Origin of the sequence: Niallia sp. FSL W8-1348 (assembly GCF_038006745.1) — a bacterium.
Lineage (GTDB): Bacteria > Bacillota > Bacilli > Bacillales > Cytobacillaceae > Niallia > Niallia alba.
This window is the reverse complement of the sequence record NZ_JBBOVV010000002.1, coordinates 609784-624105: the sequence shown is the minus strand read 5'-3', so window position 1 is coordinate 624105 and position 14322 is coordinate 609784. Positions and strand designations below refer to the sequence as shown.

9 protein-coding genes, 1 other RNA gene and 2 pseudogenes are annotated in these 14322 nt (G+C 36.2%); 11 read left to right on the top strand and 1 reads right to left on the bottom strand.

Annotation, left to right across the window (positions count from 1 at the left end):
* The first annotated feature begins 33 nt into the window (after positions 1–33).
* The 10 genes and pseudogenes from NST60_RS21510 to NST60_RS21465 form a co-directional block, all read left to right on the top strand.
* On the top strand, positions 34–2316 hold the full coding sequence (locus tag NST60_RS21510) for a DEAD/DEAH box helicase (protein WP_169188757.1): 2283 nt from the start codon (positions 34–36) through the stop codon (positions 2314–2316).
* 10 nt (positions 2317–2326) lie between these two features.
* Entirely contained in the window at positions 2327–3601 is a 1275-nt protein-coding gene (locus NST60_RS21505; RefSeq protein ID WP_169188756.1) for a ribonuclease H-like domain-containing protein, read from the top strand.
* 437 nt (positions 3602–4038) lie between these two features.
* Entirely contained in the window at positions 4039–4392 is a 354-nt protein-coding gene (locus tag NST60_RS21500; RefSeq protein ID WP_169188755.1) for a CotD family spore coat protein, read from the top strand.
* Between the two features lie 882 nt (positions 4393–5274).
* Positions 5275–5832 (top strand): DUF1273 domain-containing protein, encoded by a 558-nt coding sequence (locus NST60_RS21495; protein WP_205835798.1) that lies wholly within the window; start codon positions 5275–5277, stop codon positions 5830–5832.
* Positions 5833–5907: 75 nt separating this feature from the next.
* Entirely contained in the window at positions 5908–6210 is a 303-nt protein-coding gene (gpsB, locus tag NST60_RS21490) for a cell division regulator GpsB (protein WP_016203089.1), read from the top strand.
* A gap of 267 nt (positions 6211–6477) precedes the next feature.
* Positions 6478–6856, top strand: an RNA gene (rnpB, locus tag NST60_RS21485) — RNase P RNA component class B.
* 205 nt (positions 6857–7061) lie between these two features.
* The gene (locus NST60_RS21480; RefSeq protein ID WP_016203090.1) at positions 7062–8195 is read left to right on the top strand and encodes a THUMP domain-containing class I SAM-dependent RNA methyltransferase; all 1134 of its coding nucleotides are present in this window, start codon (positions 7062–7064) and stop codon (positions 8193–8195) included.
* A gap of 104 nt (positions 8196–8299) precedes the next feature.
* A complete protein-coding gene (locus tag NST60_RS21475; protein ID WP_169188754.1) occupies positions 8300–8470 on the top strand; it encodes a hypothetical protein in 171 nt (56 codons plus the stop codon).
* A 380-nt stretch (positions 8471–8850) separates the two neighbouring features.
* Positions 8851–10764 (top strand): helicase C-terminal domain-containing protein, encoded by a 1914-nt coding sequence (locus NST60_RS21470; RefSeq protein WP_101730978.1) that lies wholly within the window; start codon positions 8851–8853, stop codon positions 10762–10764.
* A 198-nt stretch (positions 10765–10962) separates the two neighbouring features.
* Positions 10963–11391: pseudogene (locus NST60_RS21465) on the top strand (carboxypeptidase M32); the annotation flags it as partial.
* 144 nt (positions 11392–11535) lie between these two features.
* Here the strand turns inward: NST60_RS21465 and NST60_RS21460 are convergent.
* Positions 11536–12660 (bottom strand): IS4 family transposase, encoded by a 1125-nt coding sequence (locus NST60_RS21460; protein WP_100525935.1) that lies wholly within the window; start codon positions 12658–12660, stop codon positions 11536–11538.
* A 136-nt stretch (positions 12661–12796) separates the two neighbouring features.
* Here NST60_RS21460 and NST60_RS21455 point away from each other — a divergent pair.
* Positions 12797–13900, top strand: a pseudogene (locus NST60_RS21455) (carboxypeptidase M32); the annotation flags it as partial.
* Between the last annotated feature and the right edge of the window lie 422 nt (positions 13901–14322).

Below are 14322 nucleotides of genomic sequence, written 5' to 3'. Positions count from 1 at the left end.
TTCGATAAAATAGATATATTAGAGGTGAAACAAATGAAAGTACGTAAAAACCTACAAGAAATTATCAAGGAACTAAAAACAAAGGAAGAATACAAGGAAAGAATTTCCTATTGGCATACAATCGAAGCAAAGGAAGCTGTAACAGTTCCACTACCCGATGATTTATTGCCAAATTTAAAAGATGCTTTGCAAAAGCGAGGAGTAACACGGCTTTATACACATCAATATTCGTCATATCAGGCGATTAGAGAAGGGGAAAGCATTGTAGCTGTTACACCAACTGCATCAGGTAAAACCCTTTGCTACAATCTTCCTGTCATTCAGTCCATTGCAGAGAACAAAAATGCACGGGCGTTATATATGTTCCCTACAAAGGCTCTTGCACAAGATCAGAAAAGTGAATTAAATGAATTAATTGAAAGTGCTGAACTACAGATAAATAGTTATACATATGACGGAGATACACCAGCTTCTATTAGACAAAAGGTTCGAAAAGCTGGACATATCGTTATTACAAACCCAGATATGCTTCATTCTGCCATTTTGCCACATCATACAAAATGGGTATCACTATTTGAAAATCTCAAATATGTCATTATAGATGAGTTGCATATTTACAGAGGCGTTTTCGGCAGTCATGTAGCTAATGTTATCCGCAGATTAAAGCGAATTTGTGCGTTTTATGGAAGTAATCCTATCTTTGTATGCACATCAGCAACTATAGCAAATCCAAAGGAATTAGCAGAGAATTTAACCGAACAACGTGTACATCTAATAAATAATAATGGTGCTCCAAGTGGAAAGAAACATTTCGTTTTTTATAATCCTCCTATTGTGAATATTCCCTTGAATATAAGGAGAAGTGCTACTTTAGAAGTGCGTCAAATAGCAGGAGAGCTGTTGAAAAATAAAATTCAAACAATTGTTTTTGCCAAAAGTCGTGTTCGTGTAGAGATTTTGCTTACCTATTTGCAAGGTCTTGTGAAATTTCAACTTGGTCCTAAATCGATTCGTGGCTATCGAGGCGGCTATTTGCCAACAGAAAGAAGAGAAATAGAGCAAGGGTTGCGACAGGGGAATATTTATGGAGTTGTCAGTACAAATGCATTAGAACTAGGTGTTGACATTGGACAACTGCAAGCCTGTGTTATGACAGGATACCCTGGTACGATTGCGAGTTCATGGCAGCAAGCAGGACGAGCAGGCCGTAGACATGATGAATCCCTTGTCATTATGGTGGCAAGCTCAAGCCCCCTAGACCAGTATATGGTAGCGAACCCTGACTATTTCTTTAGCAGAAATCCAGAAACAGCGAGAATAAATCCTGACAATCTTATTATTTTAATTGATCATATGAAATGCGCTGCATATGAGCTTCCTTTTAAAGAAGGAGATACATTTGGAAAGTGTGAAATTAGGGAAATACTCGAGTTCTTGACAGAAGAGCGAATCCTTTTTCAAAACGGGGATAAATGGTATTGGATGAATGATTCTTTTCCAGCACATAATATAAGTCTTCGTTCAGCATCACAAGAGAATATTGTGATCATTGATATCTCAGATGTAAGTAAAAGCAGAGTAATTGGAGAAAGTGATCGTTTTTCAGCAATGACGCTCTTACATGAAGAAGCAATTTATATGCATCAAGGAATTCAATATCAAGTAGAGAAGCTTGATTGGGAAGAAAAAAAAGCATATGTCCGTGAGGTAAGTGTTGATTATTATACAGATGCAAATTTAGCGGTATCTTTAAAGGTTTTAGAAGAAGATAATAAAAATAACTATCCTAAGGCGGAAACTGGCTTTGGTGATGTTAGCATTATAGCAATGAGCACCATTTTTAAAAAAATAAAATTTGAAACCCACGAAAATATTGGTTCTGGTCCGATTACGCTTCCAGAAGAAGAACTTCATACGAACGCAGCTTGGATTTCCTTTCAGCCAAACGAGCTAGAATGGGAACAAGAGCAAACAGAGCAAGGCTTAATAGGGGCAGCCCATGCCTTAAAGCATATAGCACCATTACTTGTAATGGCAGACCCTCAGGATTTGCATGTAGTTCCACAAGTAAAAGCAGAGCATAATGAAAAAGCAACGATTTTCTTTTATGATCAATATCCTGGTGGAATCGGCTTAAGTAAAAAAATATTTGAAGAAATGCCTGCTGTATTAAGAGAAGCAAAAAAAATGGTGAAAAATTGTTCCTGTGAGTATGGCTGTCCTTCCTGTATAGGTACGGAGAGTCATGGAAATAACAGTAAACGAGATGTAATTAAAATTCTCTCTCTTTTAGAGAATAGTAATTTTTCCATATAAGGGGATTAATATGTCTATTAAAAATAAATTAAGCAGGATGAAGTCTCATTTGAAAAAAGAAGAACAGCCCCTCCTTGTGAAAAATCCCGTGGGAAATAAGAGCATTATCCCATTCATGGAGCAGTGGAAGCAGGAGAATGTGTCTCCTTATTGGTTAGATAACGAGTATTGCTTAATTCGCGAAGTTCGATATTCACTTGATTATACGCATGGCAACTATACGTTCCGAGAGTTTTGCCACGTTGTCGATGATTGGAATAATGCAACCTATGACCATCCACTTTCAGCAAAAGGCCATCAAGCGAGTGATTTATTCTTTTTTGATACAGAAACGACAGGACTTGGAGGAGGAGCAGGGAACACTATCTTTATTCTTGGATATGCACAGCTTATAAAAAATGAGATTGTTTTAAAACAGCATGTTTTGCCACATCCTGGGGCAGAAATACCTTTATTTAATAGTTTCCTAGAGAACGTAGACTATTCGACTTTAGTAACCTATAACGGTAAGGCATTTGATTGGCCTCAGGTGAAAACAAGACATACGTTAATTAAAGAGCATGTACCAAAGCTTCCTGAATTTGGCCACTTTGATTTATACCACGCGGCAAGAAGGATGTGGAAGCATCGTTTAGAAAGAACGAAATTGTCGATAGTAGAAGCAGAGATTCTCGGAGTAAAGCGAGAAGATGATGTACCTGGGTTTCTTGCTCCCATGATTTATTTTGATTTTGTTGAACGAAAAAATCCAGAAGGTATGCTTGGCATTCTTAAGCATAATGAAATAGATATTCTTTCTCTAATCACTTTGTATACACATCTAAGTTACCAATTGTTAAGAAAGGATCAGCAAATTAGTGCGAAAGAAACGTTAGAAGTAGGAAAGTGGTACACGCTTATCGGACAGACAGATATTGCAAAGCAAAATTTACAGAGTATTGATGAACAGAATAAAGAAGAGTTGTTAGAGGCAGCCTTTTTATTGGCCAAACAGTATAAAAAAGAGAAGAAGTTTGAAGATGCCATTATTTTATGGCGGAAAATTATCGAAACTTATACAAAGAAGACAAACCCGGTAGTTGTTATACAATCGCTGATTGAACTTGCTAAGTTTGCGGAACATAAAGAGAAAAATATCCAAAATGCATTAACTTATACAGAAAAAGCGCAATTTATACTTCGAGAGCATCAAGAGCTACTTAGAATAGAACCAGAACTTCAAAAAAGGTACGAACGTCTAGAAAAAAAACTGCATACGATTAAAAGAAATCAATTATTCCATTAATAACCTAGTTGTTTGTATGCTCGTTCCCTATTAAAATAGTAAGTGGTTCATTTATCCTACTCTTAACGGGCAGCAATTCCTCGAGCTCAAGCGATAGTTAGTTAGGGGTTGAAACTCTTGCCTAAAGGTCCGATAAGTGTAACTAACCCATCAGTGGGGAGAAGGAAATACCCCCAATAAATGAAATACTAATTTGGAGTGGACGAATTTGTATAAAGTAGTTATGTGTATGTTTTTTGTTCTTGTTTGTTTAACCATTATTTTATTTACAACTCTAAAAGACAGCTTTTATGCACATTTATAAAATGATTTTAGGTAGCTCTTGCATGAAATATAAAAAACCAAAGCAAAATAGGTGTTTGTATTAGTACAAGATTATCCCTTTCTACATAAGTTGTTACTGTAAGATAATTAATTTATTGAGAGGAGATTTTCTTATGCATTGTAAACCTAATAACATTTTACCTGCAGTAGTTCATCCAACTAAATGTTGTGTGAATAGCACATATTCAAATAATATTGTGCCACATATTCATCCCACACATACAACTACTGTAAATCATGTGAACTATGAGCACCAACATTATTTCCCACACACTCAATCTGCTGAGACTGTGGTAACTAACACTCAAGCTAATATGGGTCCTGCTCCAGCTCCATATCCAGTAGCTCCTGTTGCACCTGCTTATCCAACAACTGGAGGAATTCCATTTACTGCTACTGGTCAATTGTTCCCAGGTCAACCTGGAACGCCTGGTATGCCTGGTGCATTTCCTTTTAGAAAAAAATAAGTAAGAGGAAGAGGCTGGGACAAAACTAGATAGCCAATCTGTAAAGACGAACAATCTCTAATTTATCTCTTAAATAAAGGTTCCTTTTATACAATGGTTATTTATGTTTTTAAATATAGTCAAGTGTAAAAACTAATTCGTTCCATTGCGCTACAGAAACTCGCTTTCCGCGGGGAGCAACCTAAGCCTCCTCGGCTAAAGCCTGTGGGGTCTTAGGTTTTGCTCTACTTCCCGCAGGAGTCGAGTGTCTTCCGCTCCATTCCACTCTGTTTTTAAAGGCAATTCCCTAAAAAATATTGTTTTTTTAGAAAAAATGAATTAGTAGGAAATATGGAGCAGCCTGAATACACGTAGACTCCTATGGGAGCTGCGAGAAAGTCCGAGACCCTGCAGGCCATAGGCCGAAGCGGCTCGGCGCTCGCCCCATGGAAAGCGAAGTGTATTCAGGCTGCGGATATTAACACTAACTGTACTGAAACAGCCTTTTATAAAACTAATAAAACCCGAACAATCATTTAGGATTATTTGATAGTTGTTCGGGTTTATCTATGACTGGAATACTTATGTCCCAGCCTCTTTCGTGTAGACAAAAAAATATTCTGGAACCGATTATTTTCGTTCATTTTATCGAATACTTATCATATAATGAAAACTGTAATTACAGACTAGCAGTAAAAATGAGAGCGATTGTCTCAGAAAAAGCATAATTTCTTTATCCTACGCTTAACGGACAGTAAGACTCCCCCATAAGCTTTTTTAACTAACCATCAGTGGGGGAGGAAGGAAAACCCCAACTGATGGAAGTTTCACTTTATGGGATTGTATATTTATGATATATTTTATAGTAACAATGGTAAAGATGAAGGAGTTACTTATACGATTATGAAAATAGCCGTCATTTCTGGCTATAAGCCTTATGAAATTGGAATTTTTAAGCGAGATGAACTAGCTGCAGAATACATAAAATTAGCAATTAGAAAGAACTTACAGGCAATGCTAGAAGAAGGACTGGAGTGGGTGTTAATTAGTGGGCAGCTTGGTACTGAACTATGGGCAGCTGAAGTGGTATATGATTTGCAGATGGAAGAATACCCAGACCTAAAGCTGGGTGTTATTACTCCGTTTCTTGAACAGGAACAGAACTGGAAAGAGGCAAATCAAGAATGGTATGAAGAAATAATCATGCAGGCTGATTTTGTTGATTCTGTTTCAAAAAAGCCATATGAAAGTCCTCGACAACTAAGAGATAAAAATATATTTCTACTTAAAAAAAGTGATGTGTTACTACTTTTTTATGATGATGAGAACCCTGGTAGTCCCAAGTACTTGTATGAACTCGCACAAATGTATCAGGAACAAAATACTTATGAAATTCGTAAAATTCAATTTTCAGATTTACAAGATATTGTGGAAGAAGCAAGGTTTAATGAAGAGTATTAATAGATTTATTGACAAAAATGCATATATTTGAAAAAATAATTGAGATAAATGGTAATCGACTGAGGTGAGCGATAAATGCTATCAGATAAAATGAAATTAACAGCAAAAGATATTTTAGAGAAAGAATTTAAAACAAGTGTTAGAGGTTATAAACCAGAAGAAGTAGATAAGTTTTTGGATTTAATTATTAAAGATTATGAAACCCTTCACCAAGAAATTGAAGAACTACAACAAGAGAATTTACGTTTGAAGAAGCAGGCAGAGGAAGCTAGCCGCAGACAACCTGCACCAACTACAGCTGGAACTACTAATTTTGATATCTTAAAAAGATTATCTAATTTGGAGAAGCATGTATTTGGAAGCAAGTTATACGATTGATTTCATCACCAAGAAGCTATTCTTTTTATCCACTCTTAACGGCCAGTAAGACTCCCGCCTCAAGCTTATGAGCATACGAGGAAGAAAGGTGGGAGATCAACTGTCCGTAAAGGTCCGATTGGTTCAACTAACCATCAGTGGGGGAGGAAGGAAAACCCCACTGATGGATGGTTCACTTTATCCAACAAGATAGAAAGTTAATAATTACCTATAATAACCATTGCAATAGATAGGTAAAACAACTATAATAGCTATTGTATCAATAAAACGCTTTGGTAATCGCTGCAAACTTTGTTTGTAGAGGAAAGTCCATGCTCGCACAGGCTGAGATGCTTGTAGTGTTCGTGCCTAGTCAAAAAATAAGCTAGGGCAGCATATCTATGCTGACGGCAGGGAAAATACCTAAGTCTTCGGATATGGTATGAATACCTTGAAAGTGCCACAGTGACGTAGCCTTGTCAGAAATGACAAGGGTGGAACGAGGTAAACCCCACGAGCGAGAAACCCAAATTATGGTAGGGGAACTTTCTCTGAGGAAATGAACGGAAGAGAAGGACAGAAATTATTTTCTGTAGATAGATGATTACCGCCTTAGTACGAGATGAGAGTCGTATGAGTACAAAGGAACAGAACATGGCTTATAAAGCGTTGAGTTGATTTATGATGAAGATAACATTACAAAGGGTGACACGTAGATTTGTGTCTGATATGCTGTAGAATTTCGTTTTAAACAGTATGTCATGCATATAATCTGGTCATCCTTTTTATATGGAATATACTCAATTTGTTGGAAAAAATAGTATCGCATTTATACATAAAAAAATTATTTTAATGACGACAAAGGAGATTTTATGAGGGAATTTGACTTAATTGCTACTGCAGCTATGGGCCTTGAAGCAATAGTTGCAAAAGAAGTAAGAGGGCTAGGATACGAGTGTACAGTAGATAATGGGAAAGTTTTATACAAAGGTGATGAAAGAGCTATTGCAAGAAGCAATATGTGGTTACGTACAGCTGATCGCGTAAAAATCAAAGTAGCAGAATTTAAAGCTACTACATTCGATGAGCTTTTTGAAAAGACGAAAGCGATTCGTTGGGAAGAATATCTTCCTGTGAACGCACAATTTCCTGTTTCGGGTAAATCGGTCAAATCAAAGCTGTTCAGCGTATCCGATTGTCAAGCGATTGTAAAAAAGGCAATTGTTAATCGAATAAGCACGCATTATAAGAAAACAGGTTGGCTAGAGGAAAATGGTGCATTATTTAAGATAGAAGTTGCTATTTTAAAGGATATAGTTACATTAACGATTGATACTTCAGGTCAAGGGCTTCATAAAAGAGGCTATCGTGCTGGACAAGGGGAAGCTCCTTTAAAAGAAACACTCGCTGCCTCCTTAATTTTGCTAACAAATTGGACAGCGGATCGACCTTTTGCAGATCCTTTTTGCGGATCTGGGACAATTCCTATAGAGGCTGCATTAATCGGGCAAAATATTGCGCCTGGCTTTAATCGTGATTTTATTTCTGAAAGTTGGGACTGGATGCCAAGTGAAGTATGGGATGAAATTCGTACAGAGGCAGAGGATAACGCGAAATATGATCAGCCTCTTGAAATCTTCGGATCAGATATCGATCATCGTATGATTAAAATTGCTCAAGATAATGCCTTTGAGGCAGGACTTGGAGATCTTATTACTTTTAAGCAGATGCAAGTAAAAGATTTTACCACTATGAAAGAAAATGGTGTTATTGTTGGGAATCCGCCATACGGAGAGCGATTAGGAGATAAACCATCTGTTCAAAAAATGTATCAGGAAATGGGACAGGCTTTTGCTCCACTTGAAACATGGTCTATTTACATGCTTACAAGTGACGAGGAATTTGAAACACACTACGGCAGAAAAGCAACAAAAAAACGTAAACTATTCAATGGTTTCATCAGAACAGATTATTACCAGTACTGGGGCAAACGAAAAAGAGACTAAAAATTTGGGAATAGCCCTCCAAAAGATTACATCCTTTAAATAAGTATATTTTCTGAGAAACAGTATATATTTATTCTATACGTAATTTGCTGGAGGGAAAATTTATGAAAGACAGTACTTTAGATTATACAAAAATAATCGGCGCATTAAATTCTTCGATGGATTTAATAGAAGGAGAAGGCATTTCGGATGAAACCGTGATAGAGCAGCTATCGGCAGCTCAACAAATGGTTCAGCAGGCAATGACTTATTCCTTATCAAGAGATAGAGGATAACAAAAGGATTAAATCGTTTTGTTATAACGGCAGCATAGTGCATAGATGTTCTCCTATGAGAAATGCGAGCAAGTCCGAAACCTCGCAAGGAGGCTTTGATCGCCTCGAAAAATAAAGGTAATATTAATTTGACTACCTAAAAGTTTAAATGGAAAGTCTTTAGAAAACAAATCATGGATTGTTTGATATCCAAAAAAATATCCAATTTTGTAAGAGAGGGTGCCTAAATCTTGTGTGGCAACCCTCTTTTCACTTGAATATTGGTCTAAAATTGACTATGATTAGGGTTCGTCATTAAAAACAAGTGTAATAACCCATTACTTATTAAATAGATAAAGATGAAAACAAGAAGATTATTTCGTAAAGTCGGAGGGGTACTCATGCAAAATAGCATGCCATTTGAAGTATCAAAAACAGAATCATTTTATGACAAGTTGGGAGAATGGATCGGGGATGTCTTTTATGACATTCTTCCAGAGGCAGGGTATGAATTACGCGATGAGCAAGTATATATGGCTTATCAATTAGAAAAAGCATTTAAAGACAAGAAAACGATTTTCGCAGAGGCAGGAGTAGGGACTGGAAAAACGTTTGTTTATTTACTATATAGTATTTGTTATGCCCGTTATGTAAACAAGCCTGCTATTATCGCTTGTTCAGACGAAACATTAATTGAACAACTTGTTAAAAAAGAAGGCGATATTGCAAAGCTCGAACAGGCACTTGGGTTAAATATTGATGTTCGGTTGGCGAAATCGCGAAATCAGTATTTATGTTTAACCAAATTAGATCAAAAAATTACATTTGAAGATACGTATAATTCCATTTACGATAGCCTTCCAGATTTCGTGCACGGCACTGGTTCGATGCAATCTTTTGCACCATATGGTGATAGAAAAGACTATCCAGATCTGAACGATAAAGATTGGGAAGGGGTAGCATGGGATTCTATGCAAGATTGTTTTACATGTGATAAGCGCCATCGTTGTGGGCAAACATTGCATAGAGACTATTATCGAAATGCCAAAGATCTAATTATTTGTTCTCATGATTTCTATATGGAACATATTTGGACAAAAGAAGCTAGAAAAAGAGAAGGGCAGCTGCCTTTATTACCAGATAGTGCATGTGTCGTTTTCGATGAAGGGCATTTATTAGAATATGCAGCACAAAATGCTCTAACATATCGTTTGACTGAGCAAAACTTGGAGAATCTATTAACTCGTTTAATGGCAAATGATGTGCGAGAAAAGACATTAAATATTATTGAAGAAACAATCTACCAAAATGAGCAGTTTTTTAGAGAATTAACAGATGCATCTTATAAAACAGAAGGCTCTGATAAACAAGAAATCAAAAAAACGGATCGAGTAATACAAGCAGGTAGAAAATTAGCAGGCTATATTTCAGAGCTAGAAGAAGAGCTTGTCTTCGAAAGCGAAATGTATGTCATCAATGAATACGACTTAAAAGTTGTGGAGGAATATTTAGAACAGATATCTCATTCATTAGGCTTATTTTTAAAAGAAATGAATGGAATAACATGGTTTGAGGAAAACAATGGCGAAAGAACGCTTGTCATTATGCCGAGACTTGTTCAAGATATTATGCAAGAGGAAGTATTTAGTCAACAAAAGCCGATTATCTTCTCCTCAGCGACACTGTCTGACAATAAATCCTTTGAATACATGGCAAATAGTATTGGTGCAACCAATTATTTATCATTTTCTGTGGATTCTCCTTTCGACTATGAAGAAAATATGACTGTTCATATCAAACCATTTGCGAAAGAAGCGGACAAAGAAAAACAAGAATATTGTTATGGAGAATTAATAAAAGCAGAAGGTCGTTCCCTTGTTCTTTTCAATAGCAAAGAGGATTTAGCTAGTTTTCAGGAGAATTTACCCAATGATTTCATGCTGCCAATTTATTTTGAAGGGGAAAGAGAAATCAGTACCCTTGTTTCTAAGTTTCAAAATGAGGAAAAATCAATTCTTTGTGCAGTGAATTTATGGGAGGGGCTAGATGTGCCAGGTAGATCATTAGAAAACGTCTTTATCTATTCCTTGCCATTCCCTCCAAACGATCCTGTGTATAAAAGTAAACGAGAAAATGTAGAAAATCCATTTTTAGAAGTGGATTTACCATATATGATTTTAAGGCTACGTCAAGGCATTGGTCGATTAATTCGTACACATGAAGACAAAGGATCTATTCATTTATGTATGAATACGGACGAAACTGAACTTGTAAAGAGTTCTGTGCTAAAGGCATTGCCAGTAAAACCAAATTAATTAGTTTGCATGTCCCATAAGTTTATCTAATGTTGTTAAGCAATACTATAGATAAACTTATGGGACATTTTTGTCTCTAAAGGGAAAAGTATTTGTTATCTATGTGGTCTTCAATGAAAATTAATTATTAATCATATTTAGTTCATTAACCAATATGTTATGATAAAAGAATAATAGGAAAGAAAAGAGGAGAGTATATTGTCTACTAATCAAAAAGAGATAGAAATACAATTTTTAGATTATGTGAAGAAAATAGGTGCATATAATGAAGCGCTCGCTTTAATTTATTGGGATTTGCGTACAGGTGCCCCAAAAAAGGGAGTAGACCAGCGAACAGAAGTAATTGGGGTATTATCCTCTGAATTGTTTGCCTTATCAACTTCTACAGAACTGGAATCTTACCTTTCTATTCTCTCTGAAGAAAACATTCAAAAGGAATTATCGCCTATCACAAGGAAAACAGTAGAGGAAATGAAGAAGGACTTTGATCGCAATAAAAAAATTCCAGCCCAAGAACATAAAGAATATGTAATGCTACAGTCGAAAGCAGAAAGTGTGTGGGAAGAGGCGAAAGAGAAAGCTGATTTTGCCCTATTTCAGCCATATTTAGAAAAGTTAGTTGAAATCACTAACGTCGCATAAATTCTAACTGAATATTCTGTTTTCTGATATTCCCGTTTGAGAAGAAAAACGAAGACACGCGAACAGAGGTAGTAATCATCCATTTTTTTACTATAACCTTTGGCGAGGGCGACAGAAACGGTTAAACCTTTACGGGACAGCTCTTCCTGCTATTTTTCGAATCCAAATACGTGCTGGTTTCCAGGGTGCTGCTTTTAGCCACCGACTGATTTGTAAGTACGTCCGTGAACTATTTGTACTCAGCTGAGCCAGTACATGTAAACAGTAGACGATCATCGCGATGTACACTTGATTATGCACAGCTTGTTCGCTTTGTCCGTAGAACTTTTTGATGTTTAAATGTTGCTTCATCCACTTGAAAAACAGCTCGATTGCCCAGCGTGATTTATACAATTCAGCGATTTCATCTGCACTCAAGTCGAAGCGATTCGTTATGAGGTGTAACTCATTTCCTTTTGAATCCAACACTTTCAATTGTCTGAATTCATTACCTGCTCGACTTTGTGCTGTGCCCAAGGAAATCATTTCATCTGATAAAACGGTTGAATCTTTTGGAAGATCAAATTCCTCGATTTGATGAGTTACAGCGTTTTTCCGCAAGCGTGAAACGAAGAAGTAACCATCGTCGGTCATGCGGTCGAATCGCTCGTAATCCAAGTAGCCACGGTCAAAGACGTACATGCACTCTTTGTCGTCAACGAGTACTTCTAGCTGACCTCGATCATGTTCGATCGCATTCGTTAACACCGCTTTGTCTGGATAGGAACAACCCTTTTCTAAGTAAACAAGACGTAAATGAAGCTTAATGCCTGACTTTGTTTTGCGGAACTTAGCCCATTTATGATTGTTCAAATTCAGTGGCAACGTACTCGAGTCGATGATTTTCAGTGGTGTTGTCATTTTACGTCGCTTATCAAAATCCGTTTTCTCATGAATTTGCGCGACTAAATCTAGAAACACCTGCTGGAACACCTCTGTCGGTACTTGATTTAATCGACGTCCTAATTGTGAAAAGCTAATCGATTCCAAATTCGTTGCTTTTTGTAGGTCGTCTGAAAACAATGTATCACTGACAGCACGCAGACTTTCGGTTTCATTCAGCTGCGCAAACAGCAGTAATTTCAGGAATGAAGCGATGTGTAGCTTCTTTGTATAGTAATTTAATTGATGGGTTTCAACCAATTCTTCAAGTTTTGTGGAGGAAATCGGTGAAAACCATTGTTCAAATGATGTTTTTCGTGTAAACTTATCCATGCTTATGTCCTTTATGTTGGATTTGGATGGTTTACTACCGTCCAACCATTATAAAGGATTTTTTTGTGTATCATTAATATTACAGAAAATTCAGATTTCCGGAAGGCGTTGTATTATTTTAATGCGACGCTAGTGAGTTGAAATGAATAAACGGTTCATTGAATATTGGGGATATAAAGATAATAAATATGATGTTTTATTAGATATGTATGAGCCAGGAATGACAGTTTCTATATTAGATGAAGTATTTTCAAATGTAAGAGAGAAAATAGTGCCATTAGTACATAAAATTGCAGAATCAACTAATAAGCCATCAACAGACTTCTTATATGAGCCATTTTCCAAAGAAAATCAAGAAGCATTCAGCCTCAAAGTATTGCAGCAGGTAGGATATGATTTTGATGCAGGGAGGCTAGATCAAACGGTTCACCCATTTGCTACAGGAATTAATCCAGGTGATGTTCGTATCACGACTAAATATGACGAATCAGACTTTAGAGTAGCTGTATTTGGAACAATTCATGAAGTTGGTCACGCATTATATGAACAAAATATTTCTAAGGAATTAGTTGGTACGCCATTATGTTCAGGAACATCTATGGGGATTCATGAATCTCAATCTCTCTTCTATGAAAATTTTGTCGGAAGAAATCTTTCTTTCTGGAGACATAATTATGAAACATTAAAATCATATACAAATGGACAATTTGATCAAGTTCCTGTGGAAGAATTCTATCGAGCTATCAATGAGTCAAAGCCTTCACTAATTAGGATTGAGGCAGATGAATTAACATATCCGTTACATATTATGATTCGTTATGAAATAGAAAAGGGATTATTTGATGGGGATATAGAAGTAAAGGATTTGCCGAAGATATGGAACGAGAAATATAAATCATATTTAGGTGTTGTTCCTAAAAATGATGGAGAAGGTGTGCTCCAGGATGTACATTGGGCTGGCGGAAGCTTTGGATATTTTCCTTCCTATGCACTAGGTTATATGTATGCAGCACAGCTAAAACAGATAATGCTAAAGGATATTCCTAACTTCGATGAATTATTAGAACAGGGAAAATTATTACCTATTAAAGAATGGCTTAATGAAAAAATTCATCATTATGGTAAAACGAAAAAACCACTTGAGATATTAAAAGATGTTACAGGTGAAGGATTAAATGCTCAATATTTAATTGACTATCTATATAAAAAATATAGTGATGTTTATCAGTTAGAGCAATAAAGAAAACTTTATCCATGCCCCACCTGATTTCGCGAATTTTCGCAGCTTGCGATTGGAACATACTTCCCATTAAGAATGGGAAAAAGATTAAGCATATATTTGAATAAGCATCTATTTTGTGGATCCATGATAACAACAATTTTGCGAATAGATCGAATATGACAAATCGGTTAATCTTTTCTAGTTTTGGCACATATTCCACGAATGATAAATATACTAATATATGTTTATGAAGAAGTGGGTGTGATAAATATGGTGAATTATTATTGTAGTCACTGCCTGAACATCTATACAGAAAAGACAATATGTAAATGCTGTGGGCATAAAGCAGAGAATCTAATAAAAATTGAAGTACAAAGCCATACAAATAATAAGTAAAACAAAAAAAGCAGAAAAAGTAAGTTACTTTTCTGCTTTTTTGT

What these genes read in the sequence shown, in the direction of transcription:
- NST60_RS21510 (WP_169188757.1), top strand. Translation starts at nt 34, where the DNA reads ATGAAAGTACGTAAAAACCTACAAGAAATTATCAAGGAACTAAAAACA.
- NST60_RS21505 (WP_169188756.1), top strand. Translation starts at nt 2,327, where the DNA reads ATGTCTATTAAAAATAAATTAAGCAGGATGAAGTCTCATTTGAAAAAA.
- NST60_RS21500 (WP_169188755.1), top strand. Translation starts at nt 4,039, where the DNA reads ATGCATTGTAAACCTAATAACATTTTACCTGCAGTAGTTCATCCAACT.
- NST60_RS21495 (WP_205835798.1), top strand. Translation starts at nt 5,275, where the DNA reads ATGAAAATAGCCGTCATTTCTGGCTATAAGCCTTATGAAATTGGAATT.
- gpsB (WP_016203089.1), top strand. Translation starts at nt 5,908, where the DNA reads ATGCTATCAGATAAAATGAAATTAACAGCAAAAGATATTTTAGAGAAA.
- NST60_RS21480 (WP_016203090.1), top strand. Translation starts at nt 7,062, where the DNA reads ATGAGGGAATTTGACTTAATTGCTACTGCAGCTATGGGCCTTGAAGCA.
- NST60_RS21475 (WP_169188754.1), top strand. Translation starts at nt 8,300, where the DNA reads ATGAAAGACAGTACTTTAGATTATACAAAAATAATCGGCGCATTAAAT.
- NST60_RS21470 (WP_101730978.1), top strand. Translation starts at nt 8,851, where the DNA reads ATGCAAAATAGCATGCCATTTGAAGTATCAAAAACAGAATCATTTTAT.
- NST60_RS21460 (WP_100525935.1), bottom strand. Translation starts at nt 12,660, where the DNA reads ATGGATAAGTTTACACGAAAAACATCATTTGAACAATGGTTTTCACCG.